This is a genomic window from Arthrobacter sp. NPDC057009, assembly GCF_042673905.1.
Lineage (GTDB): Bacteria > Actinomycetota > Actinomycetes > Actinomycetales > Micrococcaceae > Arthrobacter.
This window is the reverse complement of sequence record NZ_JBHUSB010000022.1, coordinates 13,569-38,284: the sequence shown is the minus strand read 5'-3', so window position 1 is coordinate 38,284 and position 24,716 is coordinate 13,569. Positions and strand designations below refer to the sequence as shown.

16 protein-coding genes and 1 pseudogene are annotated in these 24,716 nt (G+C 59.6%); 5 read left to right on the top strand and 12 right to left on the bottom strand.

The genetic code is table 11. The features are described 5' to 3' along the window. Positions 1 to 96: 96 nt before the first annotated feature. Together ACFTR6_RS18785 and ACFTR6_RS18780 are read right to left on the bottom strand one after the other, a co-directional pair. The gene (locus ACFTR6_RS18785; RefSeq protein ID WP_377959020.1) at positions 97 to 1,593 is read right to left on the bottom strand and encodes an ADP-ribosylglycohydrolase family protein; all 1,497 of its coding nucleotides are present in this window, start codon (positions 1,591 to 1,593) and stop codon (positions 97 to 99) included. Next, positions 1,590 to 2,552, bottom strand: coding sequence for an ARPP-1 family domain-containing protein (locus tag ACFTR6_RS18780; RefSeq protein ID WP_377959019.1), 963 nt, complete (start codon positions 2,550 to 2,552; stop codon positions 1,590 to 1,592). Before ACFTR6_RS18780 ends, ACFTR6_RS18785 begins: the two co-directional genes overlap by 4 nt. Before the next feature lie 95 nt (positions 2,553 to 2,647). On the opposite strand from ACFTR6_RS18780, the gene ACFTR6_RS18775 reads away from it, so the two are divergent. Both ACFTR6_RS18775 and ACFTR6_RS18770 read left to right on the top strand, forming a co-directional pair. Next, on the top strand, positions 2,648 to 3,319 hold the full coding sequence (locus tag ACFTR6_RS18775; RefSeq protein WP_377959018.1) for an NUDIX domain-containing protein: 672 nt from the start codon (positions 2,648 to 2,650) through the stop codon (positions 3,317 to 3,319). A 107-nt stretch (positions 3,320 to 3,426) separates the two neighbouring features. Then, on the top strand, positions 3,427 to 4,077 hold the full coding sequence (locus ACFTR6_RS18770) for a hypothetical protein (RefSeq protein ID WP_377959017.1): 651 nt from the start codon (positions 3,427 to 3,429) through the stop codon (positions 4,075 to 4,077). Between the two features lie 994 nt (positions 4,078 to 5,071). Here the strand turns inward: ACFTR6_RS18770 and ACFTR6_RS18765 are convergent. After that, positions 5,072 to 6,523: an SIR2 family protein gene (locus ACFTR6_RS18765; protein ID WP_377959016.1), complete on the bottom strand. Its 1,452-nt coding sequence runs from the start codon at positions 6,521 to 6,523 to the stop codon at positions 5,072 to 5,074. A 170-nt stretch (positions 6,524 to 6,693) separates the two neighbouring features. After that, a complete protein-coding gene (locus ACFTR6_RS18760) occupies positions 6,694 to 7,287 on the bottom strand; it encodes a hypothetical protein (RefSeq protein WP_377959015.1) in 594 nt (197 codons plus the stop codon). Between the two features lie 305 nt (positions 7,288 to 7,592). Here ACFTR6_RS18760 and ACFTR6_RS18755 point away from each other — a divergent pair, with 305 nt between their 5' ends. The 3 genes and pseudogenes from ACFTR6_RS18755 (at position 7,593) to ACFTR6_RS18745 (ending at position 8,823) form a co-directional block, all read left to right on the top strand. Beyond that, positions 7,593 to 7,799, top strand: a complete 207-nt coding sequence (locus ACFTR6_RS18755; RefSeq protein WP_377959014.1) for a DUF6308 family protein — start codon at positions 7,593 to 7,595, stop codon at positions 7,797 to 7,799. 41 nt (positions 7,800 to 7,840) lie between these two features. Beyond that, a pseudogene (locus ACFTR6_RS18750) lies at positions 7,841 to 8,204 on the top strand (DUF6308 family protein). Positions 8,205 to 8,349: 145 nt separating this feature from the next. Next, positions 8,350 to 8,823, top strand: a complete 474-nt coding sequence (locus ACFTR6_RS18745) for a hypothetical protein (protein ID WP_377959013.1) — start codon at positions 8,350 to 8,352, stop codon at positions 8,821 to 8,823. Between the two features lie 79 nt (positions 8,824 to 8,902). Here the strand turns inward: ACFTR6_RS18745 and ACFTR6_RS18740 are convergent, their stop codons facing one another. From ACFTR6_RS18740 to ACFTR6_RS18705, 8 genes are all read right to left on the bottom strand, one after another. Next, positions 8,903 to 10,960, bottom strand: a complete 2,058-nt coding sequence (locus ACFTR6_RS18740) for an AIPR family protein (protein WP_377959012.1) — start codon at positions 10,958 to 10,960, stop codon at positions 8,903 to 8,905. Beyond that, on the bottom strand, positions 10,957 to 11,985 hold the full coding sequence (locus ACFTR6_RS18735) for a PD-(D/E)XK motif protein (protein ID WP_377959011.1): 1,029 nt from the start codon (positions 11,983 to 11,985) through the stop codon (positions 10,957 to 10,959). The genes ACFTR6_RS18740 and ACFTR6_RS18735 overlap by 4 nt, the downstream gene beginning before the upstream one ends. Next, on the bottom strand, positions 11,978 to 14,869 hold the full coding sequence (locus ACFTR6_RS18730; RefSeq protein ID WP_377959010.1) for a Z1 domain-containing protein: 2,892 nt from the start codon (positions 14,867 to 14,869) through the stop codon (positions 11,978 to 11,980). The genes ACFTR6_RS18735 and ACFTR6_RS18730 overlap by 8 nt, the downstream gene beginning before the upstream one ends. Further along, on the bottom strand, positions 14,866 to 16,356 hold the full coding sequence (locus ACFTR6_RS18725; RefSeq protein WP_377959009.1) for an ATP-binding protein: 1,491 nt from the start codon (positions 16,354 to 16,356) through the stop codon (positions 14,866 to 14,868). The genes ACFTR6_RS18730 and ACFTR6_RS18725 overlap by 4 nt, the downstream gene beginning before the upstream one ends. A gap of 27 nt (positions 16,357 to 16,383) precedes the next feature. After that, positions 16,384 to 17,850, bottom strand: a complete 1,467-nt coding sequence (locus ACFTR6_RS18720) for a DNA cytosine methyltransferase (protein WP_377959008.1) — start codon at positions 17,848 to 17,850, stop codon at positions 16,384 to 16,386. Positions 17,851 to 18,081: 231 nt separating this feature from the next. After that, positions 18,082 to 21,231 carry a helicase C-terminal domain-containing protein gene (locus ACFTR6_RS18715; protein ID WP_377959007.1) on the bottom strand — a complete coding sequence of 1,050 codons (3,150 nt, stop codon included), beginning with the start codon at positions 21,229 to 21,231 and terminating at the stop codon, positions 18,082 to 18,084. Then, positions 21,221 to 23,131: a phospholipase D family protein gene (locus ACFTR6_RS18710; RefSeq protein WP_377959006.1), complete on the bottom strand. Its 1,911-nt coding sequence runs from the start codon at positions 23,129 to 23,131 to the stop codon at positions 21,221 to 21,223. The genes ACFTR6_RS18715 and ACFTR6_RS18710 overlap by 11 nt, the downstream gene beginning before the upstream one ends. Then, positions 23,124 to 24,329 carry a DUF6361 family protein gene (locus tag ACFTR6_RS18705; RefSeq protein ID WP_377959005.1) on the bottom strand — a complete coding sequence of 402 codons (1,206 nt, stop codon included), beginning with the start codon at positions 24,327 to 24,329 and terminating at the stop codon, positions 23,124 to 23,126. Before ACFTR6_RS18705 ends, ACFTR6_RS18710 begins: the two co-directional genes overlap by 8 nt. Positions 24,330 to 24,716 lie beyond the last annotated feature (387 nt).

The window sequence follows — 24,716 nt, the reverse complement described above, 5'->3', positions numbered from 1 at the left end:
CCCATTCTGAGCGCCAAATATGCATCCTCTCTGATGCCAAGTCATTCTTATCAGCACCCGCGGACTTTGTTCGGCAACTGCCACGCGCGGTCGTCCTCATGACTCGACGGCGGGCCTTCTGTCGCCTCTTAGCACCTCAATGAACAGCGGGTTCGGCCGCGCGCCCGGCAGCACCCGTTGCACATCTTCTAGCGCTCGCAGGGGAGTCACGCCAGCCACCCGGGCGCCATACAGCGCGGCCACGGTCGGCGTCCGGGACTCTGCCCGAACGCAGTGCACCAGGACGGTCTTGCCCTCTGCCCGGTAGCGTTCGACGACGGCCGCCGCCTCCCGGAGCACAAAGTCGGGATGGGCGTTGGCGGCGGGATCGTAGGAATCCACCACCCAGAAGGTGGCATGATCGGCAATGCCAACAGAGGGAACATCGTCAATGCCCAGCCGGCACAGTGACACGACCGCCTCAATCCTCAGCTCAGCCACCCGAGCGACAGAAGCAACGCCGCCCAGCCACACGCCGTCGTCGTGCGGGTGGCGGACCAGCGCGTCGGTGCGGCCCCACTTGCTGTAGTCGTGGGTCGCCGCCCGTGGCCAGGAATCCGATTGGCGGCCTTGGCCGCGGCCCAGCTCCATGCCGAGCACCATCAGGTCCCGTGCGCGCAGACCTGGCCAGCCGTGCAGGTGCCGCCACCACTCAAACGGGATGGCCGAGAAGCCGTAGGCGGCGCCAACCAGCCCGCCGGCGATCGCAGCGACTGTGTCCGTGTCGCGGCCGCCGCGGACGGCCTCCTCAAGAGCCGCCCGGAGGTGTGTCGGGCCGGACGCGGAAGCCGACGTGAAATGGATCGCGCTCCATGCACCCTGGAACGCCTCCACTGCCCAGCCGTTGCGGGCGAAGTCCCGCGGCCGCGACCGCTCCGCCGTCTCGATCCGCTCCAGCCAGACAGCCGCCCGCGCTGCCGGCAGCAGATCAAGGCCGGACCGGACATCCAGCTCGCCGGTGAGCACCGCCTTCCGGATGGCCACGCACCACAGGCCGCACGCTTCCTGTGCGTCTACATCGGCGTGGGTCAGGGCACTGATCACTCCGGCTTGGGCCATGAGTTCGCTCGGGCTCCGGTCGAGGTAGGCCAGCGCCAGGGGAGCGGTGCGCATGAGCGAGCCGTTGCCGGCGCTGCGGCCGGTGCGGGCGTGGAAATCGTCCGCAGCTGCGGTGAAGTCGCTCGCATCGGCCTCGCTCCGGCCGTAGGCTGCGGCCAGCCGCCGGGCGGCGGCGATCACGGAACGTGTCTGGGCGCCGACATCCTTTGCGTCGGCGGCCCATCGTGTCCAGGCCCGGACGGTAGCGGTCAGTGCGCCAGCGGAACCGGGCTCTGAGGGGGAATCCACGAGCGCTTCGGCGAGGGCAATGGCCATGGACGTGTCGTCGGTCCACTCGGCGGGGGCGAAGCCGAAGGGGCCGCCGCCCTTCATGCTCACCGGGGTGCCGTCGGGCAGCGGTGCGCCGAATTCGTAACCGGCGCCGAGGGCGTCGCCGGCGGCCAGGGTGACCAGGACGCCGGCGGCGCGGTCCTTCTGCAGTGAGTTCAGTTTCATGCGATCTCCATCAGGGGGTGCTTGGTGTTCCAGCCGGTTAGGTGGGCCAGCTCGGGCTTGCGCTGGGGGAGGGCGACGGCGATCCCCGCCGCCGCGACGGAGCCGGTGGTGTGGGCGATGTTGCGGCTGAGAAGGACGCCGTGGTTCCGGATCTCCAGAGCCGGCAGGCCGCCGTCGAACGCCCCGAACTCCAGAGCCTGGACGACGGCAGCGAAGTCGCGGGCCCGCTGGGCGGGCATCGGACCGGACGCCATCACGTGCGGCGGCAGGAGCTCCAGGTCCAGCAGCACGGATTCCACCAGCTGGCGGTAATGGCGGCGGAACAGCGTGTGGGTGCCGAAGACCTCCAGCAGGAGCGGCCGCGTGCCGAGGCCGATCACCACGCCGCGCTGGCCCTCCAGCGGAGCCGGAGCGGCATCGGCATCGAACCGGCTGTCCCTCCGGGGCTCGGAGGTGAACCGGTCCATGTGCTCCAGCAGCGAGCTGGTTGCGGAGTGGCCGCGGACGGTGTCGAAGCGGCTGACTCGGTTCCAGATGCGCCCCTGGCGGCCTGCGCCACCGGGGTCGGCAAGCGTGGCAACGAGTTCGGACCGGACGTTGAGTGGCGCCCGGCGGGCCTGGCGGCGGTGGCTGTGGCTGCCTTCCCAGCGGCCGGCCTCCACGCAGTAGGTGTCGATCTCGCGGGTCTCGCCCGGGCCGAGGACGACATCCCGGGCGCAGGTCCTGTGCTGCTGGCCGCCCTCGAGCAGCTCGCCTTCGAGCAGGAGGGCGGCGCGGGCGCCATTGTTGGTGACGGTGAGCTTGGCGACCTGCGGACCGCTTGCCAGCTCGGTGACGGCGACGTCGGCGTGCGTGCCGGTGCTGATGCCAAGTTCGCCGGTGCCTGCGGTCCAGACGGGAAAGATGCTCAGCGGGCCCAGCACCGTGCCGGCGCCCACGTGCAGCTGTGGAACGTTCATGATGACCTCCTCCAGATGTTTAGCTCAGATCTGAGCTAATTGACTCCAGTATGCACGGCTTGAATCTTTTGCGCAATACTGAAATAAATAGTGCTGTGAAGGCTTCGAAAAACTCTCCTGTGCCGTCCCTGCTCGACTATCCGCGGCCGTCGGTGGCGGTCGACACAGCGGTACTGACCGTTGCTGACGGGGCGCTGCGGGTTCTCCTGGTACGGCGGGGCGAAGAGCATCATCGCGGCGAGTGGGCGTTGCCCGGCACCTTCCTGCGCGAGCGGGAAAGGCTGGCGGACGCCGTATTGCGGTGTCTGCGGGAGAAGGCGGGGATCTCGGGCCGGGTACCCCGGCAGTTGCACGTCTTCGATGATCCGGAACGGGATGACCGGGGCTGGGTGCTGTCCGTCGCGCACGTGGACGTGGTACCGCTGGCTGAGCTGGAGGACGCGTTGAAGTCCGACGGCGTCCGGCTGGCTTCTGTTTCCGGAGAACCGGAGCTAACCGCTGAGCTGCCGTACGGGCATGCGGAGATCGTGGCGAAGGCGGTGGGGTGGCTTCGGGCTGTCTACGCGGAGGCCCCGGATCCCGGCGCGTTGCTGGATGAGCCGTTCACGCTGAAGGACCTGCGGGACCTGCACGAGGTGGTCGCCGGTACTTCATTGATGCGGGACACGTTCCGGCGGTTCATGGAGCCGCAGTTGGCCGGGACGGGGCAGATGTCGGACGGGACGCGGGGGAGGCCGTCGCGGTTGTGGAGGCGCGCGCGGCAGTAGTTCCACTATTACCTGCTTTGATTGTTGTTAGGATCCGGAGTGGCACGCGGCGTGTGTTGTCCCTGGGTGAAAAAGATTCGACATGCGACAGGACTTGGGGGCAGGACATGATCTACGCAGAACACGGAACACTTCGATACAGGCTCATTAATGCGTTGTCTTGGCGTGTAGCCAGTGAGTTGAGTCGGAGGGACGCAGGCGTTTACATCGGGCTGACAGGTGATGGGGGCTCGGCCGCTCAGGCTAATGCCTTGATGATGACAAGCTCGGGCGGGCTGGCGGAATATCAGGCGAGGCGCATGGGGCTTGGCTTCACGGCCGGCAAGAGCGGGCAATTTAAGATGGAGTGGGAGCAGGCCTTCGGAATGCCCAGCGCCAGGGCGATTGCGATGGCCATGGAAGCGTCCCTTGGTATCCACCTTCCTGAAAAATCGCCGTCAACCACTCCTCGGGCCCTCGGTTATAGGGTCATGGCCTCGGTGCTAGAAATGACCGTAGGTGACCGAAGGCAGTGGTTCACCTATGAGGCAGAAGGCGGTCCGCTTGACCAAAATACCGCCTCCACCAGGGAACGACTTCATCAGTACGAAGACACGCGATGGTCGCTTTATCGAGACGGTGACCCACTGGCCGTTCTGGACAACTTTGGCTGGCTTGAAATTGGCGAGCGCAAGATCGATCTGCATAGCCGGTACAGGGAGCTAAATGGCCAGCTGTATCCGCTCGTGCTTGAAGTTTTCGGCGGTATTTTGCCGTAATGGCCATATCCGGTTGTCTCCCGAACTTTCCTGCCGCTACATCATTAGCAAATTGTCTAGTGCCCCGTCAGCTTCGGGAAGTCTGTCGCGGAACAGGCGAAATGCCACGGACAACTGATCTCGGCCGCAAGCTCGCGCAATACTCGGGAGTGAGGCTCCTGTTCTGAACAAGTCGTGAACGTCATCCACTTCTCCTTGAGTCCATGGCTTCCTCCACTTGTCACAGTGGGGGTCCTCGATAGGGCCTTGCGGCTCAAGGAGTAGAAACATGAGAGTGATGACCAGGGATCGACTCGTTGTACCGAAATGTCGCGCGAGGTCCCGGACGTCCCAGTCTTCATTGTCGCTATAGAGATGGAGGAGGCGACGCTGTTCACTGAGGGACCAACGACGGTTATCGTCAGCGTCGTTGCTTGGATCCATACCCCAAACAACCGTGTCTGCATCATTGTCATGCAGATCAACCGCTGGATATTGCTGAAGCTGGTTGGATGTCGCAGATTCCAGGCTGAGGCAGTCCGATTCGTCCGATATGCCTTTAGTATTTTCAGTTTCGTTGGATGCCCTATTCAACCAAGCATCAGTACTTGACTCTGTCGGCGGGCCATCTTGGGGACGCCTCACCTGAGGATGGTCTGTGATTTGGGGAGACCTTTCATTCGGCCCCGCCGAATCCACCGCTGACGGTGCCGGCTCCCGGTGCTCTATGCTGCGTGGGTCGAGACCCGACGAGGTCGGCGCGTTGCCAGACGACCGATCGGAACCGACGTGAGGCGACCTCTTGATTAGGTCATTGCCAGCATCTTCTCTTCGGGAGACCGCATATGCAATTAAGCACGCTATGACAATAACTACGAATACCACGGTCCACTCGAATGGCATGGCGTCCTCATTTCAGGCGGTGACGGAACTGCTGGATGAAGTATGATTCACACCACAGACAATTACGCTCACCAATGTTGAGATGAAGCACTACGAGCACCTGACGCGCAATCTATGTTTGGCTAGGCAGTCCCAAGTCGCGAAGCGCCCGGTCAATGACCTGCCACACCTCGGCAGTCTCAGTTGTCCGTTTCCGGCCCGCGAGATCCAGCAGCTGATGGCGAAGTTCTGCTTCGCCCTCACTCAGGCCCTTGTTGTAGGCGGGGGCAAGCAGGTACGAGTGGTTGTCCGTCGCATATGCAGCCATCATGTCGAGAAAGATTTCGAGTTCACGCCCCGCTGCCGCCACAGCCGCCGCCCCATCGTCGTCTTTCGAAACCTTGTCCGGAGCAGAGGCGGCCATCGGGAGGATGTCCAGCTTTCCGGACCACACAAGCCGCTGAAGCGGCTCGTCAAAGAGAGAGAGCACAGTGCCCATTTGGTGGCCGTCGCTGCTTGCAGCGGGGATGGCCCGGCGGACATCATGAACAATCTCGTGGAAGTGGTCGTCTGCCAGGCCAAATCCGACGAAAAGCAAATGATGCGTGAGCAGGTGTGCCTTCACCAAGGCTGACAATGCTGCTCGGTTGCTGCTGTAGCCGAGGTAGTCGTCCCTGGTCAGCACGATGCTCTCCGGCTGTCTGACTGATCCGTGTAGCTTGAGGAGCCACCGACTCCCGACGGCGGGGACGCCCTCGGGCATCACCGTCCGTGGCTGCTGGGCGTCTGAGCAAGCCATTTCGAAAAGCCGGTCATAGTTGAGGGTAATGGCTCCCGAAGACGGGACAGCTGCGAGCAGTGCTGGCGCCAAGCCATAACGGGGAAGGTCGACGGCGGCAGCAACCGCGCTGCCGAATGCCTCGCGCGAGCCGTGCTGCTCGATATAAAACTGCTCCAAGACCCCTGCTTGGTCGAGGGGGCCAAGCGACTCAAAGGCCGAGGCCTGTGCGTCTTGGAGTTGGACTCCTTGTCTGAGGCGGCTTAACAGCTCCTTCCAACTCGGTGCGCCTGCGCTCACGCTGACACCGGCCCCGAGGAACGGTACCAGCTGCCCGGCGCGCGCCTGCTGGCCGAGAGCCTGAGCCTTTTCGTGCCGATGGGTGCCGAGTGACATCCATGGAGAATTGTTGGCAGCTTCCCGCCGAAGCTTCTGCGCTAAGGAAAAGGCTGCCCGGTCTCGCAGTACCAGAACAATGTCCACTTCGTGCCGGTTGGAAAGCACCGAAATCGAGTCCAAGATGCCACGCAGTGCTGCGCCGAGATGGTTTCCGGCACCGCCTCCCCGCGTGCCAAAAAACGGAAGGGCCAACAGTTTGTAGGGGCGACGGTTGCGTGGCCTGTCGAGGGCGCCCAAAGCGGCAGTAACGAACGCATTGAGTCGCTCAGCAACAACCTCAGGCGACCACTGATTATCGTCTGGCACAGCAGTCAGGACGGGCAGGGCTGAAGACTGATCCCATGCACGGAGAGCAGCAGCATGGGACTGTCCCAAGCGAAACTGCTCATCACATGACGCTTCGGCCAACTGTTGAAGCCTGGGGTGCGCCTTTGCCCAATAGGGGCTGATGCTTACGCTCGAGTCTGTTGGAAGTAGCCAAGCATCGCAGTTTAGATGCAGGATGTCGGCCATTGCTACGAATACGTGTGACTGTGTCATGTCGTTTGAACATCGTCGGCGGGAGCGGTGACCATGGCTTAGATTCTTCCTGCTCGTGCAAGTGCATGCAGAATCCGGTCGCGGTTGCGCCGGAATGCGGACGCGCCATCGCCATCGATAGCAGCAACCCGAATTATTGGTGGATGGCCCATAGCAGGTACTGCGAGGTCCCGAAGGGCGTCGTAATACGCACGCTGTCGCTGGCGTCCTCCCATTCCGAAAGCTGGTGCTGCCTTCGCTTGCCGATACTTATCAGCAGTAGAGGACATACGGCGGCACAAGTCTTGGTAGTCGGCGATCTCGAAGCCCACGGGATGCTTGGGAGGGTAGTAGTGGAACGACTTCAGACGAAAGCTGGTGAAGTGCTGCAGCTCATCCACCTCAATGATGGTTCCGGTGTCCGGATGGATGAAGTCGCCAGGTAGTGCCGTGGCTCGCTTGGATGATTGTTCTTCTGCGTCACCGCCAAGACTGTAGAAGATTCCGTTGAGGGGATCCATGACAGCCGCGGCTTGATCTGGTAGGCCGAAATGGCCCCGCTGATTTATCCACGGCTGCTTGTATCGGACCAATTCGATGCCTTCTTGGCGCGCTGCTTCTCGGAATGCATTCTCACAGTCACCTACGGGCATGAAGCTTACTATAGTGAATTGATCTTCTTGCCGACACCCAGTGGCTCTTGAGCACTAGTTCTGCAGTCTGTGTCAGAAAGAGGTTTTCGTTTGGAACGCGCTCGGCCGTCCGGAAGGGCAACGTCTCTTTGTAGAGGTATCGTGCCAAGCGGCAGATCGCGATAAGTTCTTCGCTTAGTGAACCATTTCTGATGTAAACGAGCCCGGAAGCGAAAAGAGAGAATATGGAACTACCCCCTATCCTTGCCGATCGAAGCCGAGCCAGAGAGGCTGCAGATCTGTTGCATGAATAGCTTAATCAACCGATGCGAAGTGGACTTCCGCGGACGGGAAGACACTTCGAATCGTGGCGTGGTGACGGAGATAGGCCTGAATCCGTCAATGAACTGACTGCGGATGATATCTTCGGTGTTTCTTTTCTCGGCATGCGTGTGACAGGCGAGGCAGCCTTCGGGCTCTTGAGCACTCACCGTGACAAGATCAACAAAACTTCTGAAAGAAATTCCGCTTGACACGGACTTGGCTGAAATAGCATCAAGCGAAATTAGCAGACATCGGCAGCGGACAGAGCCCTGCCTCCCAGCTATGGGGCGTCTTCACGAATGCTGAAGGCACGAAACGGAGCATAGGCGCGACCAAGGCGAGCAAGCTACTCGCCAGGAAGCGCCCCCGACTGATCCCTATCTACGACTCGGTCATCGACCGTGTCACGGGGCGGGGGCACAGCAAGAACGCAGTGGACTGACTGGCACGGGGCGCTAACTAAAACGGATCTGCCTCAGCACTTGGACAACATCCGGGCGAAGTCAGGAATCCCTGAGACCGTCTCCCAGTTGGGGGTAATGGATATAGTGCTGTGGATGTATGGGATGAAGCAAGGGCTTACGCCGCTGGCATCGCGGGACGACACAGATTAAAAGGCAGCCCGCGGCATCCCAAGCATCGAAACGTTAGCTTGAGATTTGAATCGCTGATGAGTGAACAGGGTGAAAAATGACGTACCCGTCTTGGATGTATTACCCAAGCAACAGCTCCCGTCCAGAATGGGTTCGGGATCTGACATTGGCGGTTGAAGCGCTAGGCCCCATCCTTGACACAGAACGGGAAACCCCAACTCCGATACGAAGTGACGCAGTCCTGGCTGAGCTTCGTCCCGGCCTAGAAGCGCTTGGCTACACAGTTGAGACGGGAAAGAAGCACGCAGAGAAGATCCGCAAGCCAGTTCTTTTCGGTGAAAACGGCCTGGCTAAAGTTAGCTACGAACTCGATGCGTTCCACGATGAGTTCGGTATCGCGGTAGAAGTGGAGGCGGGCCGCGGTGCCTCCAACAACGCCGACTATAGAGATATTCTGCGGACGTCGCTCCTGCTTGACGCAGATTTCTTGGTTTTGTTCATGCCGAAACTTTATAGGCATGGAGGACAAAAAGTAACGGAAATTCGCGCCTACCAAAATACCAGAAGCCAGCTGGATGCGATTTACGCATCACAACGCCTGAGGCTACCTTTTCGTGGGTTGCTACTGGTCGGTTATTGAACGCCAGCTCTACTTTGGACAGACGAAGAACCGGCACGCCGGGCAGACAGGCATCGGAACCTGCCCAGCGTACCGAGGCTCACGTACGGCTATGGTCGGCCTGCAGATCGAATCCTAGACGTTCGACTTCATCCAAGATCTTGACGCCCTGAAGTGCCTGCTTTACCGAAGGTGCCCGTCCTTTTTCGAGTAGGTTGCCCAGCGAGTAAGCAATGGAGCGTTGGAAGGACTGCAGATTGCTGGTTTCTTTGGCCCATGAAGAAATAGCTTTCCACGTGTGGGAAGAAGCCATTATCACTCGTTTCAGCGCTTCCGTTTCTTCGTCGGATTTTGCGGCGGCAGCCTCGGGGGTGTCAGCCATGTTGTTTGGCCCTAAGTAGGGTGTCGAGGACTTTGTGAGAATATCGTCAGGGGCCAACCAAGGAATGGCGCACACCGCATCCCAGCATTCCTTTTTCTTTGCCCATTCGGTTACGTTCCTTGTACCTGCGCTTTGCAGGATTACCTCATGCACTTGGGGCGCCAAGTCCCTGATCACATCTGACAGCCGCCCAGGTAGCTGCTGTTCTTGCCAGATCTTGTTGAGATCGAGGCGCTGCTTGGACCCTCGCGAAAGAAATGCCAAGGTGTAGGCGACCGTGACAGACCGGTAGCCTCCCAGAGCCAGCTTCGTGACTATGCGCTCAGTTTCCTTCCACAGGATCGCCTTGGCAACCAGGCGCTCAAAGTAGGCCTCGTCAGGGAGCGTTCGATCGCCGTTCTCAGTGCGTGATTGGAGGAATTCCCGGAAGTTCTTCTCGGCACCCAAGCTGACAACATGCGGCTTTTGCAGCCACATGTGTTCGTACTTCGCGACGTCGGTCTTCAGGATTTTCTGCGATATCGGGTGCTCGCTCTTGAAGCTCCTCTGGGCCGCCGGTGTCCGTTCCCTTGCGACGGCATCGGCGTACTGGCCACGAGCTCGCTCGAAGAACCATCGCGTCATTTGGTGGGAGCCATCCTTGCCTGGAGCCCACTTGGAACGCGAGATCTGTTCCATGGCCACATGGAACTTATCGTTTGCTGTGAAGTCGGCCATGCGAACGGGATTTTGTGCGTTGGAAAACTGCGAGATAGACCGAGCCAATTCATGGCGGACTTCGTCTGCGACGACGGTCAGCTTCAGTTGAACTTGGACCTCGGAGAGATCTCGCTTGCTCTTCGAAAGCGCGTGGTAGAGCGAAGCCGTCGTCTGACCACCGTTGACGATCTGCACGTCATGCAGGTTCGTCACCAAGGTTCGTTCACCGTCGGAGCTTTTCTCAACACCGGCGGCCGTCAGCGACAGACCGTTGTTGTAAGCGAGAAACCTATCAGGCTCTTCTGCGATGGTTGACTGTATGCCTTGATTGATCTTGCCGCGCGTCTGTAGGAAGGAACGGACATTGAGCTCCAGAAGCCGGGGGCCGTATAGGCCATAGATGCGGGCCAAAACATCTCCCGGGATGACCGCCAGATAGGACTCGTAATCATCGGGGTCGCCAAACGGCCCAAGAGCTTGAATGCCGTCGATCCCGTAATCGGGGAAGTTTATATACACCGGCTCTTGCGCTTCCCCAGAGCTATCGATCTTGTGAATGCGCTCCAAATCCCACACCTCGACGGACACGGGGCGGTCGCGGATATCCCCGAAAGCTGGGATTTCCGTTCGGAGGCGCAGGTTACTCAGAACCATCAGGCGGATACATTCCACCGCCGGCCAGAGAGTCTTAATCTCGGAAACGACGTCATGAAGGTCGGATGACTCGTCAACGTACTGGTCCAAATTCATGGACGAATGCGACGTAAATCCGCTCATCCCAGTCAACAAGGGTTGAAGGTCGGCCTTGGTCAGGCTGGAGATGCCGTCTGTCGAACGGAAAAGAGTTCCAAAGACGGTTAGCCGGCTTCTTTCCTCATCCCAGTCCATACCGGAGCAGATCAAGCCCGGCTTAGAAAGCACCGCGATCCTCGGGTCATTTGCCTCGCCTGCCTCTAGGAGCAGGTTCGCGGCGTACTCCGTGAAGGCTTGCGCCAAACTCTGGGGCGACTCTTCATTCTCCGCTGTTGAACGGACTTCCTGGGTGAGCTCAGCATGAAACTGTTCGATTGTGGTCATGCGTAGGTCCTCCTGAACACTTCCAAAACGTCGTCGGCGAAGAGAACCCATGGACCACAAGACTCTAGGTCAACCTTGTAGCTGACATGGCTAACCCCTGTTGGAAGGTCAGCCTCAGTGATCCTAGGAAAATCTTCACGTACTTCCAGCCACTGCTTTTTACGCACTTCGAAGGTGTTGGTGTACCGAGCAGAGTGCTCATCGATATAGCCGCTCCTGATGAGCCTGGCTTCCAATGTCAGCCTAGCTTGTTCATCGCCGTTCATAGCGTCCCGCACCTCGGTCACCAAACTCGGCAGTCGGAAGCCGATACCGTCTCCCCTCACGTCGAGACTGTAAGCGGCCATGAGCAAGGTCTCCGTCTGCGCTAAGTCGAGTTGCCGCTCATTTGTGATGGTCACGTGGCGCGATCCGGTAGAGGAGGTGGACTTGACCTCAACTGCAAGCCTTCCATCGCAAAAATCTTGGAGTGCCCGCTCGGGACCGAACCAGCTGTTAGCTGCCCTCTCCGCGCCAGCGTATGGAATGAAATAGTCGCGCAGGGTCAGTAGCTCTGCCACTAATCCGGCTTGCGCTTGGGTACTAAGGCCCTGATGGGCAACCATGAAGAATCCCTGCCACAGCGCTAGGCGGCGGACCACTGACCTTATTAGTTCTCCCGCTTTCAATCCATGCACTGAACCAGTGACATCGCGGGCCAGAGCCTTGAATACGGATGTAATCTCCGAAGCTGACTCGAGGACCCGCAACTCAAGGTTGCCCGCCCCCGCGTCGACCAAACTGATGTCGAGCCCGGCTACGAGGGGTAGAAGTGGTTGGATCTCCGCTAGGTGGCCAGGCGCCTTGAAGAGGAGACCTCTTCTCTGCCCCGATGTAAAGCTGATCAGTGCAAAGTGGTCTTGGTCCTGTGGCGAAGGGAGTCTCCTTCGAACTTCCCCGTGGCTTGAATGACTGGACTCCAGTGATTTCCAAGCGTCGTTGAGGTCTAGATCCCGAACTGCTCCGTCAGCGTGGCCGCTACTCACTTGCTTCACCTTCATCGTCGTCTTCAAACATCGCGTCCCAGTAGACCGAATTCACTTGATATTCGACGGCCAAATCATTTTCGCTCTGGGGGAACGACACGGCGAAGCCCACGAGGGGAGTAGGTTTTTTGTCTGTTGTTTTGGCCTCATGCAGCAAATCCTCATGTAGCAGTCCCCTTGGATCCAGCGGGTACACCATGAGATACCCTCTGCTCTTGTTTCGAACCATCCTTTCAGCAGCGGCTGACGGTCGAGTTGGTCGGTCAGTCCCCTTCTTGGCATCTCCGGCATCATGGCGTTCTTGAGCCCAGCTAAGGGCGCGGTTCCACTCTTCGGATCCCTTAGGAAGCGGCAGAAGTTCATCTCCGGAACTCACGAGTCTCTTAATCGTGACTCGCGGCTGCAGAACTTGACCGCTTTCAGATTCCTGGACTTGGTCCTCGCGCTTTGGGGAAGGGGCACGAACAAACAGCCCCAACACCTTACCGGTGGAGGTCGTCCCGAATCCCTCCGGGCCATCGGGCGCTTGACGCGATCCGATTAGGACCGTCCAGTTCTCGAGTTCCGGATCATCCAAATGCATGCATTGCCGGATGTAGTCTGTGAGTGGTTTGGGTAGGCCGCGACCGGCATCCCTATGTGCCACATAGGAATTCAAAAAATCAATGACGACATTCCCTTTTACTTCTGAAACCTGCGATCGATCCAAGATACCTGGTTCGATGTTGCAGGCAGTCATAAGATCGTCCAATGCATCCCAGTTCCTATTGCGGGCACTGGCAGAAGTGTCAAACAGCAAAGTTTCACATTGAGTTCCGGCGAAGGATACCCGGAGACTTTGCGCGTTGCGAGACTTATTGCGCGCAGTGACCATGAGGCCGTCAGGATGTTGTTGCACGCGAAGGCCGAAATCACGGGGTGTCTTGTTCAGCTGGGCCATGATGTCGAATTCACGATACAGCTTAGCGGTCGCGTTGGTAATGCGCTCGTACCAAGTCACCAGCTGGCCTGTCGTGAAGATTCGGCACAAGTCGAGGTAACCTGGACGGTATCCGAACCATCGCCCCATTTGCATCAGGGTGTCGTACATCCTTGACGCCCTGAGGTAATAGGAGGTCGTCAGCCCCTCAAGGGTAAGACCCCGAGAAAGTTTGTCTCCACCAACGGCAATAACGGTAAGTCCCTCTGGCCGAGAGGAATACATGAGGGAATCTTTGACGGAACCGTTGACCACTTGCACTTCGACTTCGTCCAGCACAGAAGAGACGGCCCCTGTGACTTCGTACCAAGGCGAGATCTCCATACATTCCGAACGTGATTCCTCTTGCCGCATCATCGTCGATGTCGTGCTGACGAAGTCGGACTCGTACAGCATTTTCAACCGGGAGAGCGCGGATCCTGGGTTCCCGACGGCTTCATGCCGCACGGAAATGCGGAGTTCCTCCACGTAGTCCTTGATCTGAAGGCGAACACCCTCTTGAACATCTTTGAACCGCGTGACGTGAACAAGCATTGAAGAATGCTTGTTCTTGACGGGTCGAAGTTGTTTAATTGCGGCCGAGAGAATGAAGGACTGAATGGCCGTCTTCATCGACTCGGGGAGTTCGCCTTCTGGCACTTCCGATTTCTTGTGCCCGTCACGGAGCCAGGTTTCATGATCATCCACGGTCCGAAGAGTGGGAATCGGGGCTACGCTTTCCAACCCAACGTCTGTGTCTTCGTCTAGCCCAAAGAATCGGATTGGCCCGGAATAATTGGAAGGCTCCGGAAGTCTGATGATGAAGTGTTCAGGGAATAGGTCATTGCCGACAGTGCTGTGTTGAGCCTTCGGATCAATGAAGATATTGGCAAATGGCGTTGCCGTGTAGGCGACGTATGCACTCTGCTCGAAGGTGTCCAGAATCTGACGGATCAGACCATTGATTTTCGAAGGATCCGACTCTTCGTCCGTGAGCCTTCTCTGGCTGGTGTCGACGGATGCGTAGTCAGCTTCATCGTCCAGCACAAGGAGCGGAAGTTTCTGGACAATTTTCTTGTTCGTTTCCGGGTCAACTGTGTGCGTAAGCTCCGTTGCCCACCTGTAGACATTGGACAATATGGAAGCATTTTTCTTGACCACGAGGATTACGGGGTCGCCACCCAATGATTGCAGCGCTTGCTTGGCGGTACGGAGGCTGAAGTCACCGTTTGACTCCACAGTCGTCGAGCAGTTAATTCTTAGGAAGGGCCCGGACTTAAGGCCGACGCCCGTCTTTGGGGACTGGCCGGTATTGCTAAAGGTGTCAACTGTATTGAAGCCGAGCACACCTTCATTGACACGCTGCTGCGTCTGGCTTCGAAGGCTGTCGTGCGCACCTGCTAAAATAATTACGAGTTTATACCCTGCATCGATGGCTTTATTTATGAGCCCGATGTAGTTCGAGGTTTTGCCCGACTGCACCTGTCCAGCGACCAGTCCGCGGCGCTCCCATTTTCCTTCCTTGGTGGGGTCTTCGATCGAATCGAGTATTTTGTCCGTAACCAGTCCTACTGACTTATCGAAAATGTGGCCAGGTCGACCCTCATCCTCGATCATGAGGCGTCGGTATCTGTCCCAGAAGCGCCACTCGATGTTTGACTTCTTCGCTGTCAGCCATGGTTCGTGGTCTGTTGGGTCGTATAGGCCACCGCCGAGTCCCACGTAGGTGTTGAACTCTTTCTCTAGCTGGCGGACGATCTCGACGAGGTCTTCGTCATCCGCGGGCTCCAATCCTCTTTGAATGGAGAAGTCATGAGCATCCTTGACTGCGGACTCGATGTCTTCTCTCGTGAGGAGCGCTCGATCATGCTGAAAGTCCTCAAGGTCGACCCGGGCGAGCTTCAAAACGCGTTCAAGAATCCTCATTCGACTCCAACTTTCTCTTTATAGGCGGCCACTATCTCAGGGTAAAGTGAAAAAGGTTCCACGCTGGATAAATCAGTTATTGCAGTGGCGGCATCACGACCTCGGGCTGTCATGCGCTGGCATAGGAAATCTAGATCTGCCATCACCTCATTGGCGTTGCCCTCGAAGGGCCGGTGAGATGATTCGATGCCGTCGGCAACATGAATGGCGATCTGCGTCAGAGGGAGGGTCTCCTCGACGAAGCGAAGTAGACGCCGTATCTCATCCTGTGCTCCAGGGGCTGCTTCCATAAGCTGCGTAACGACAGGGTTTTCACGGTTGATTTTATAAGTGATCTTTCCGTCGCGGTCCTTGTATTCCCGCCACGCAAAGACAAAGTCCTGGGCAGCGGTGCGGGCGCTGAACTGACCCCTAAATCTGTAGACCGATTGAGCTTTCGACTTCGTATCCCGCGCAATTCGGCGAAGATCGGCCACTAAAGCGGCTGGGGGGCGCACATGCGACTTTCTGACGTCCACCTGCCAGTGGTGGTCCAACTCAACGGGAAAGTCGAGTGCGATCCTGGCGAGCTTTGCATGCTCTTCTTTCATCCCGCCCACCCCCAGCCAGCTGCCGGCCACGAGAAGCCTGTCGTTGCGATAGACATAGAAGCCTTGGTTAGCGTTCCATCCCGCAGCCCCCGCGGCCTGACGATGCTCGTCGTCGGAAATCTTGCTCTTGTGCGGGAGGACGTAGGAAGTGACTTTTACAACGCTGCCGTCTAAGGGGAGGTGCTCCTCCCCGCCTGACCAGGTCCCAAGATGCGATGCCATGAACGGGTCCCATGGCGTGATCAGATGGCCGTTTAGGTGAATCTTTAGGGCGCGCCTCGCTGACAAGAAGCGGTGGAACGTCAGGGCTAGATGGCGCTCGACGCGATCAGCCACCGCGAGAAATTGCGTTTTGGTCGCGCTCCCGCCGGAATCGTCAAGACCGACTAATCGATCACACTTTGTCCAGACGACCGCTGTTCCTGCTCCAGTGAATGAAATATCGTTGATGACTTGTTCCGGCAGGGTGGTCCTCAGCCTCCACTGCCCGGTCGCGCGAACTTCGTCCAAGTCCCAGCGTCGCACTGCTGTGCCGGTTCCCTCGGAGCTCACTACTGTAAGTTCCCGCGCTTGGGAGATGGAAGCGGTCTTTAGGCCCAGTCCGAAACGACCGAGGTCGCCAGGGGAGCGGTGCTCGAGCGGGCTCTTGCTGCCGAGGCGCATCGCATCGAGAAGCTGTTCTGCCCCCATACCGTGGCCGTCATCTTTGACGACGACATAGCAGTCACCGTCATTCCACTGGAATGAGATAAATATATTCTTCGCTTTTGCCGCAATGCTGTTGTCCACCAGATCAGCGATCGCAGTTTCTGGCGTGTAGCCAAAGGCGCGCAGCGATTCGAATATGGGACTTGCGCTGGGTTCAACCAGATCCCAGCCATCATCGTCGATGTTCAATTTGACCCCCATGGTCTTACTTAATATCTAGTTCAGTAGTTCACGTACGATGTTTCCGATTTGGTAGGCCAAGTATGGTGGCACCGCATTCCCGATCTGTGTGTACTGCTGGGTTCTGTTGCCCAAAAAAGCGTAGTTGTCGGGAAAAGTCTGAAGCCTTGCTGCCTCACGAACCGTCAGGCTCCGCATCTGCGAAGGATCCGGGTGGATGTAGTAATGACCGTCCTTGGCTATGTGTGAAACCACAGTCGAAGACGGTTTATCCCAAACTTGGACCTTGAAGCGGTCGGCGAACGCTTTGGATTCCAATCGGGCTGCGTTGTGATTGGGAAGTAGATCAATTGCAAACTCCGATAGGAGAGGTGACCGGAGGTTGACAGCCCCAAATGCCGCCGAGAAGAAGTAGCGATACAGATCCGCTTCCATGTGTCCCCGCGAGACGTGGTTGGCGAATCCGCCGATAGCAGGATCAGTCAGCCAACGCTGGAGATCGGTATTCGCTTCAACATCCTTCCGTCCTCGGACAAATTCTTGGCCGAGAGGCGGGACAGGTCGTAGTGGCTCCGCAAATCCCTCCACGGACTCCTTGACCATGCGGTGTGCCAAGCTGCGGATGCCTGCCCATAGATCCACTTCGTCACGACCCCTGGAAATACGGGATCGTATGGCCGGAAGGCTCCCTATAGCTTCCCTGACCGTTGCTTGCTTTTGGCGCTTTTGGAGGACCGTAGGCCTTTTGTCTATATCGGAGCGGACCCCTAGAAGGATTACCCGGTGCCGCTGCTGCGGAACGCCGTGTTCTTCTGACCGAATGATGAAATCTCGGGGCGATAGGTCCTCAGGTTCACTAGGCACAGTAAGTGAATAGATGACATACTCCGCATCTCCGCCCTCATTCCTAAGGTCTTCCCGGATGCGGGCAAACATGGGCTGACCCCCGTGGGTCGACGAGAGCAGGCCCTTGACGTTCTCCATGACGAAAACGGCGGGAGAGAATTTTCTGATGATGTGAAGGTACTCCTGGTACAGGAAGTGCTTCTTATCATCTTCAAACGACAAGTCATTGGCTCGGCGGGAACGGCCGACCAAGGAATAAGCCTGGCAGGGCGGCCCACCAATCAGTACCCAGTTTGTCGCCCCGTCTAAGGCAACTTTAATGTGAAGGTCGGATACCTCTCGCGTGTCCGGTCCGAGTTCGAGTTGGTGGACGTGGCGTGAGGCTCGCTCTAAAGCGGCGGCCATCTTGCCGTCTTGGCGGAGTTCACGCTCAGTGATCTCTGCACGAAGGAACCGGTAATACGCACTGGGAACTTGGCCTCGATCACGCAGGTCCCGAAAAGCACTCCGCAAGGTCAGAGTTGAGTGAGCTGAGCGTTCCATCTCAATGGCAGAAACTGAGTCAAAAGCGGGCTGCCCCTCCGCCGCGACTGATGCGAACCCCTCGCCCAAGCCACCTGGCCCGGCAAAAATATCAATAATGGGGATAACTCCCACGGTTGCCTCTTTACTACCTAACACACGCCCCACGACGCGAGAACCCGTGCGGCTGTCTGCCGCGCTTGCATAAACGTACTACCTACCGCCGACGTTTTTGCCTGGGCACACAACGCAGCATCCATAGAGCATATCCGGCCCGGGGAGGCAGACCGTGCAAGGGCTAAGTTGCGGCAGCTCACGTCTCCCCGGACTTGCGAACAGATGGCTCACCTACCCGTCACCTAGGACTTACGGCCGCAAATTCAGCGGCTTGATTTCGCCCCCGTCCTTGATCAAGCCAAGCAAGTCATCCTGCCGTGCCTGCCCCAGCGTAAGTCGGTACTTTGCCAACCCTGACAGCATTTGATTGGTCCGCGGTACATCCCGGCTCAGGGGGTGGTCCAGCAAGCGGCGCTGGATCCTGTGTGCCCCGCGATGTATCCAATGGGGCGCGAATTCGTTCGTCTCGTCCTCCGGAAGCGCCTCCACATGGGCTGTGGCGGCGGCGAAGAGCGCGGTCCAAGGATCAACCACACCCGGCTTCAAAACGGCGGATCCGTGCTGCTCCGCGACGTTCTTACGCACGGCGTGCCCCAAGTACCTGTGCACCCGACCTTCACGCTGCTCAAAGTCCACGGGATTGCCAGGCACGTTCCAGTGGATGACGGAGTGCGCCCACCAGTGGAAGTCGATGCCTTCCTGCCCCACCGAAGTTGAGGCCAGAACGAAGGGCCAGAAAGGACTATTGAAGGCCCGTCGCACTTCGGGCATGCGGTTACTGTCGTCGTCGTCCGTCTTGGCGTTGCTGTACCGCACAGCGAAACGTACGCCCATCCGCAGATCCTCATGGGACTCATCCGGGTACTTGGCCAGCATCTGCGCCGGCTTGAGAGACAGCGCGCGCCGGATGTCATCGACCAGCGACCACAGTTGATCCGTGGTGATCTCCCCGGGAGCCTGCTGGCTGCGGAGCTGAAAAACATACTCGTCCAGCACAGCCTGGAGGTTCCCGGCTTCACAGTACCGGAGGACTTTCTGCCAGTAATCGCCTTCGGGGAACAGCTCGTCCAGCAGCTCGGTGGCATCGAGGCGGTTGAACATTGTCTGTAGCCCGTTTGCCCCAAACGCGGTTGCCTTCCACAGTTCCGAGCCATCGAACTCGTCGGGGACAACACGCCTGAGGGCCCGGTAGAGGCAGTTGGCAGGGGAGTTGACTGCCAGGTCCTCGACGCCGTGCTCCCAGCCAGATGGACCACCAGCCGCGGCCTGCAGCATTCGGTCAACATGAGCGAGATACAGCCCGGCCTCTGAACCACCGTCCTGATCCGCGCCGTCCGAGTCCGTAGCCTTGCCGATTTGCTGGCTGTACTCGTCCACCTGCCGCAGCTCCCGTGCAGCCAGCTTGGCATCGTTCTTCCATGCTGCCGGCAAGGCGCCCGGCACCGAGAAGTAAGACGCCCACGTACCGAGGCGGCTGGACGGATCGACGACGGCGCCTCCTACCATCGCTTGGACTGATGCTGCCGTGGCTTCCCGCACCGACTCCCCGGATACCCTCGATCCGCTCATGGAGACACGCTCCAGCGGGTCGCCTACGACTGCCAGGGTGGGGTGGGGAATGAACAGTGCAAGCGTGGACATCGCGAGTGGCTCGCCATCGCGCACACGGTACCGCAGCCTGCCGCGGAACCGCTTGCGGGCCTCCGCCGAGTTTTCGCCGTGTAGCTCCGAGCCTTCCAGAATCTGCCGCTCGGCCTCGTACGACAGAAGAGTCGTAATTGCTGTCGGCGCCGCATTCCAGGCGGAGAACACCAGCTGCTTCGTCACCGGCCCCACTTCGGCGAAGGCGCCGGAAGGCTCTACGTAAGGGAGCGACGGCGGCATCCACAGCAGCTTCCACCACCCCTGGCCAACAGTGTGATCCCGCACTGCCCGGAACTTGGCGTTGTCCGCCTCCACCGCTCCGTAGGACCGGTACGCCGCTGCGTCGATCGTGGCCAGGGAAGGAAGAACCGGCTCAACAGCCTCGCGATCGCAGTGGATGCGCCCGTCCAGCATCCTGCCAATCTTGTAGTCAGTAAGGAAGTGCGCAAACAAAGGCACCGACTTCCAGTACTCCATGGGGTTACCGGCGCGTGCGGCGCGGAACAACGTGGAAAGGGACCTGTAGCTGCGCAGGTCACCAGGCCGGACATCCTCTGGTGCCATCTTGATGACCTCGAGCATGTCATCCTTGCCCAGCTGCGGCCGCTCCGTTCGGCTCATAAACTTCTTCAGGCCATCTTCGATCCGGCGCGTCAGTCCGTCATCCGGCGCCTGCTTCAGCAGCTGGGTCCTGCGGCCGTCCAGGTCGGCTTCGAGACTCTCTATGTACCCGGCATCTTCGCTGCTCAGGAAGCGGAGCAGCTGCCGGAAGTCCGCAGCGTGGTCGTCACCGTCCTCATCATGGGCGGCGGTGTGCGCCTTGTAGGGAGTGGCCGAGAGCAGGATGAGCTTGGCGCCCTTGTAGTTCAGGAACTGCCGCGCCAGCTCGGCCGCCGGGTCCTCGCCATCTGTCTCGTCGCCGGGGGAGTACAGGAGATCGCGGAACCGCTGGAACTCGTCTAGGATGATCAGATCCGGCTCCAGGCAGTCCAGCCCGGCCTGGGCCAGGTCGCCCCGAAGGCCACCGATGATCCCGCTCATCCGCTGCCGGACGTCGTCAGTTCCGTCGGTCAGGACATCCCCCATCGCAGTCTCGAAGGCAGTAAGATTTCCGCTCTTTGTGGCGAGTTGCCTGAACCTGTCGCAGACAGAGGTGACGAAGCCCTCGGGATGAAGCTCAGTGAGCCGTCTGATTTCCCAATTGAAGCCGGGAACGCCAGCACCGGATCTCAGCAGTTCGACGGCGTGGTCCCGGCGTCGTTCTTCTATCAGTCCGACCTGTTCAAGGATCCGAAAGAGGACCGCGCGCTCTCGGGCCTGCCCGGGAGCTTTGCTGACATTGAACGACGTTCCGGGAGTGAGTGAGATGAAATTTACGCGTTTGCACGTCCCCTCGCCAGCAGGGGCGTTCAGCTTGGCCAACTCGGTCGGCAGCAGCGTCAGGCGGCCCGACTCGATGATGTCCTTCTGTCCGGTCACGTTCAGCCGGGCGAGGTTCTGCTTGGCGAGATCCGAATTGGAGCACACGTACACGACGTCGATGCGGTCGACTCCGGAATCGGGCCGGTCGAGCCGCTCGATGGCCTTCGCGATGACGCCGCGGGCCACCATGCTTTTGCCCAGCCCGGTTTCGTCAGCAACCAGAAAGCGGTCTGCAGGCTGCTCGTCCAAGTAGAGCCTCTTGAAGACGTGCTCCACGGTCCGCCGCTGAAAGCCGCGAAGGCCGTCGAGCGCCGGCGTCGCGTCAAACCCCATGGTCTTCCCCCAGTTCCAAGGCCTCGGTGGCAGATGCCCACAGCACGTGCAGCTGCTGGACCTCCGGATCGTCGGGGCGCAGCGCCAACAGCCTGTCCATCACAACCTTGAGGTCCGGAAACACTGAGGCGGCGTCCGGGCTGGCCATCGCTCCGACAAGAGCTTCGAACAGGCCGGCAGCGCTTCCATCCCCAAACCCGGCTCCAGCAAACCACTCCGTTCCCAGGCCGCTGCCGGGAAGGGCGTCTTCCGGCGTCAGGAACAGGAGCAGGAACTGTCGCAGTTTTTGCGGGTCGTCCAGCTGGCGGGCAATGATCTCGTCGAGGCGTCCGGCGGGGTCCGTGCGAAGGCTGCCCTGGATCACTGTGCTCTTGGACAGCTTGGCAGACGGGTCTTCCAAGGTGAGCACCAGGTAAGGTGTCACATCTGCCAGCGGGACGTCGAGGAAATCGTGCTTGTGGCCGTCTCCGGAAGCTGCGCCTGCGGAACCTGCGTTGGTGGAAGGCTCGACGGCGACGCTCGGCTGGGGGAGCGACAGGAGCCGCAGCTGGGCATTGAATTCCGAAGACGGGGACCAGCTGTGTGAAACCGTCACCGTGAAAGTTTTTCTTGCGTCATGGGTCGGGAACGCGTCCAGGAGGAATTTCTGCGCTGCCGCATCACGGAGTGCGTTCTCGAGCCGGAAGGCAGCCTCTTCTGCCTCCGAGCGGGTTTCGCCGCCAGTGCCGAGGTAGTCAGCAAAGGGGACGTCCTTGAGGCTTTCCTTGATCCGCTGGACACCCAGCCGTTTCTTGGCTCCCCGCATCTCGAGCAGGAACTCAACGTTCCTAGTGAAGCCCGCCTCTGTTGCGTTAGCGGATCCGAGAAGGGCATAGGTGTAGTGGTCGTAGTCGCAGAAGTAGGCCTTCGCGTGCAGGCCGGACAGATCGTCCGCGACGCGATGAATCCCTGATTCGTCCGTATCGCTTTGCCCTGACTCCGCCGACTCCGGAATGCCGAGTTCGTCGAAAGCCTTGAACGAGGTTCTGGCGTTCGCCACTGTCTGTTTCTGAAGCAGGTTCAGCTGATCATCGCGCGAGTAGATGTAGAGGTTATCGGTCCACTTGTCCCGCAGCCGACCGACCAGCGTGTCGTCTAGGAACGGCGAGATGACCAGCTTGTCCCGGCCCAGGTGCGCGGCAGCCCCCGTCTTCTGGTTGAGCGCGATGAAGTGCTCCGGATCGCGCAGATGCGCCACGATGGACTCCTGCTCGAACTCCTCTCCGACGCCCATTGGGCGGAAGGCTAGCCGCTGGATCTCCTCCGGGAGCTCCCACTGCACGGAAGCCAAGCGGGAGGCAAGTCCTTTCATCTTCGCCACCCGGTCGTCGTCGGGCCTTACCGTGCAGAGCTTGGGGAGACCCTCAATGAAGCGGGCCAAGGGGCCGCTGTCGGGGCCTACAGATTTGCCGTCCTCGGCGGGCATGCCGTCGAGCCGCACAAGCAGGTCCCAGCTGGCGTCCGTGGTGAGATTCCGGCTGCTGCACAGAAAGCGGTAGCGGCGCTCGTCGTCGTTCTCGAATTCGAGCACCCAGATCTTGGGGTGAAAGAGCCCGCTCCGGACACTGACCTGATGGACCATGGGCTCCAGGAGTGCGAGGAGATCCGAGGCGTTCGATGGTGCCTTGATATGTCCTGCCTGGCAGAAGATGTCTACGCGGTCGGAGACCTTGCGCAGGGCACTGAGTACGGCGACCGTGTTGGTGAACTCCTCTCCGGAGCCGGCCACAAAGCTCAGGGGAACGGAGAGCGCGCTGGTCATGTCCAGGGTGAAGGTGGTGCCCACAGCGTGGGAAAGCCGGAAACCTGCCGGCGGCTTCAGCTGCTGGGTGAGTGCCTGCCTGTTGGCTGCCTCAAGCATGTGTCTGTCCTGTCAGTCCAAGCCCTGCGTGGATGTCCAGGACGTTCCGCCGCACCTGCTGCCAGCGGAAGGTCAACGCGCCCACCCGATCTGGCGGCTGCCAGGCGCGCAGGCGGCGTTCGTTGCGAAACCGTGAGTTGGTCTTCTTCATCAGCTTCTCCCGCGTTTCGACGGCGGCACGGAACTCGGCGTTGTCGACCAGTTTGCCGGGGCTTACCGATGCTTCGGCCATGTGGCGGGCGAAGTCGGCCGTGTTGCCGTTGATGCCGGGGTTCCACGCTTTGGCGCGGCTGAGGTAGCTGTCGACGTCCCACGTGGCGAGGAGGTCACGCTTGCTTTCCCGTTCGTCCTCCCAGGCTTCGAGGAGTGCTTGGGTTGGTGGCCCGTCATCGCTGGAGCTGAACACCGAGGCGGAGAGCTCCGCGAGCAGGTGCTGGTAGAGGATAGTTGCCCCGTTGTGGATGAAGGAGAAGGCCTCCGCGTCCTGGAGCCACTGCGCGGGCTCACCCTCGACATTGCGGCATGCGGGGTCAAGCCAGGGCGCCCATAGGTTGGGGTCGGGACTTTGTTCCGACCCCACGAGGTGCGCGAGCAGGGTGTTGGGACATGAGGACAGGATGCGTTCCTGAAGCCAGCGGGCCTCGTCGTGAGAGAGCGTGAGTCCGTTTTCATCGGACTCGGGGAACTCTGCAGGCGGCTTCGGCAGACTCGGATGCCAGACGGAGTAACGATGCTCGCCGTCTTCCGGCGGGGGAGCTTCTGCGCACATGAGCTGGGCGACGGCGGCCCGGTCGGTTTCCTTCTGCACTATCCCGTAGGTGCGAAGGGCTGTCCAGTAAGCGGCCGAGGGGAGTTGCCGGACCTTCCGGCCGGCGTCGCGGCCGATGAAGCTTTCCACCCTGAGTTCCATGAAACGGTCGATCAGCTGCCGCTCCGATTCTTCCGCGTGATTCCGAAGCTCGTCCGGATTCTTACTGCCTTTGTGCGCGGTCAGGTAAGCCCACGGGACAAGGAGCATGTACCGGGCGCCTAAGTGCAGCACTGATGTGCCGGGGAAGAGGCTGTTGCTGATCACGTCGCGCAGCTGGCCCATGCCGAGGTCGTCCGTGGTCTCGGGCGTGCCGAAGAGCTTCACGAGCTCGCGCATCTTTGAGTTTTCCTCGGCGGACGCGTCGAGCCAGGAGATGAGGGAGGTCATGTGGTGTGTTGACTCGCTTCTGCTTGCTGGCGAATGTATTGCATCGGCGGGTGCCTTCGCGACACGAACCCCTTATGAACCATATGGCACAGGATTCAATCAGCCGCAAAACAGGGACAATCTTGAGCCAATCCTTTGAGTTTAGTGGTGGCGGACGAGGCTAACAGCTTGCTGATGGCCTCTCGGGTGCTGGTCATCGTGTCCTTGTGGTGCTGTCCATCGACAACATGTTGTCCACCTACGGCGCAACATGCATCAGCTGAGGCGACAGATTTGCTGGTGGTCTATCTCGGTGGGTTCAACGTCTCCAGACGCAGTTTAGCCATGCACTAAGTTTGACCATGGAGTGCTATATTCCGTGGTTCAAATGACATGGGGAGTTTAAGT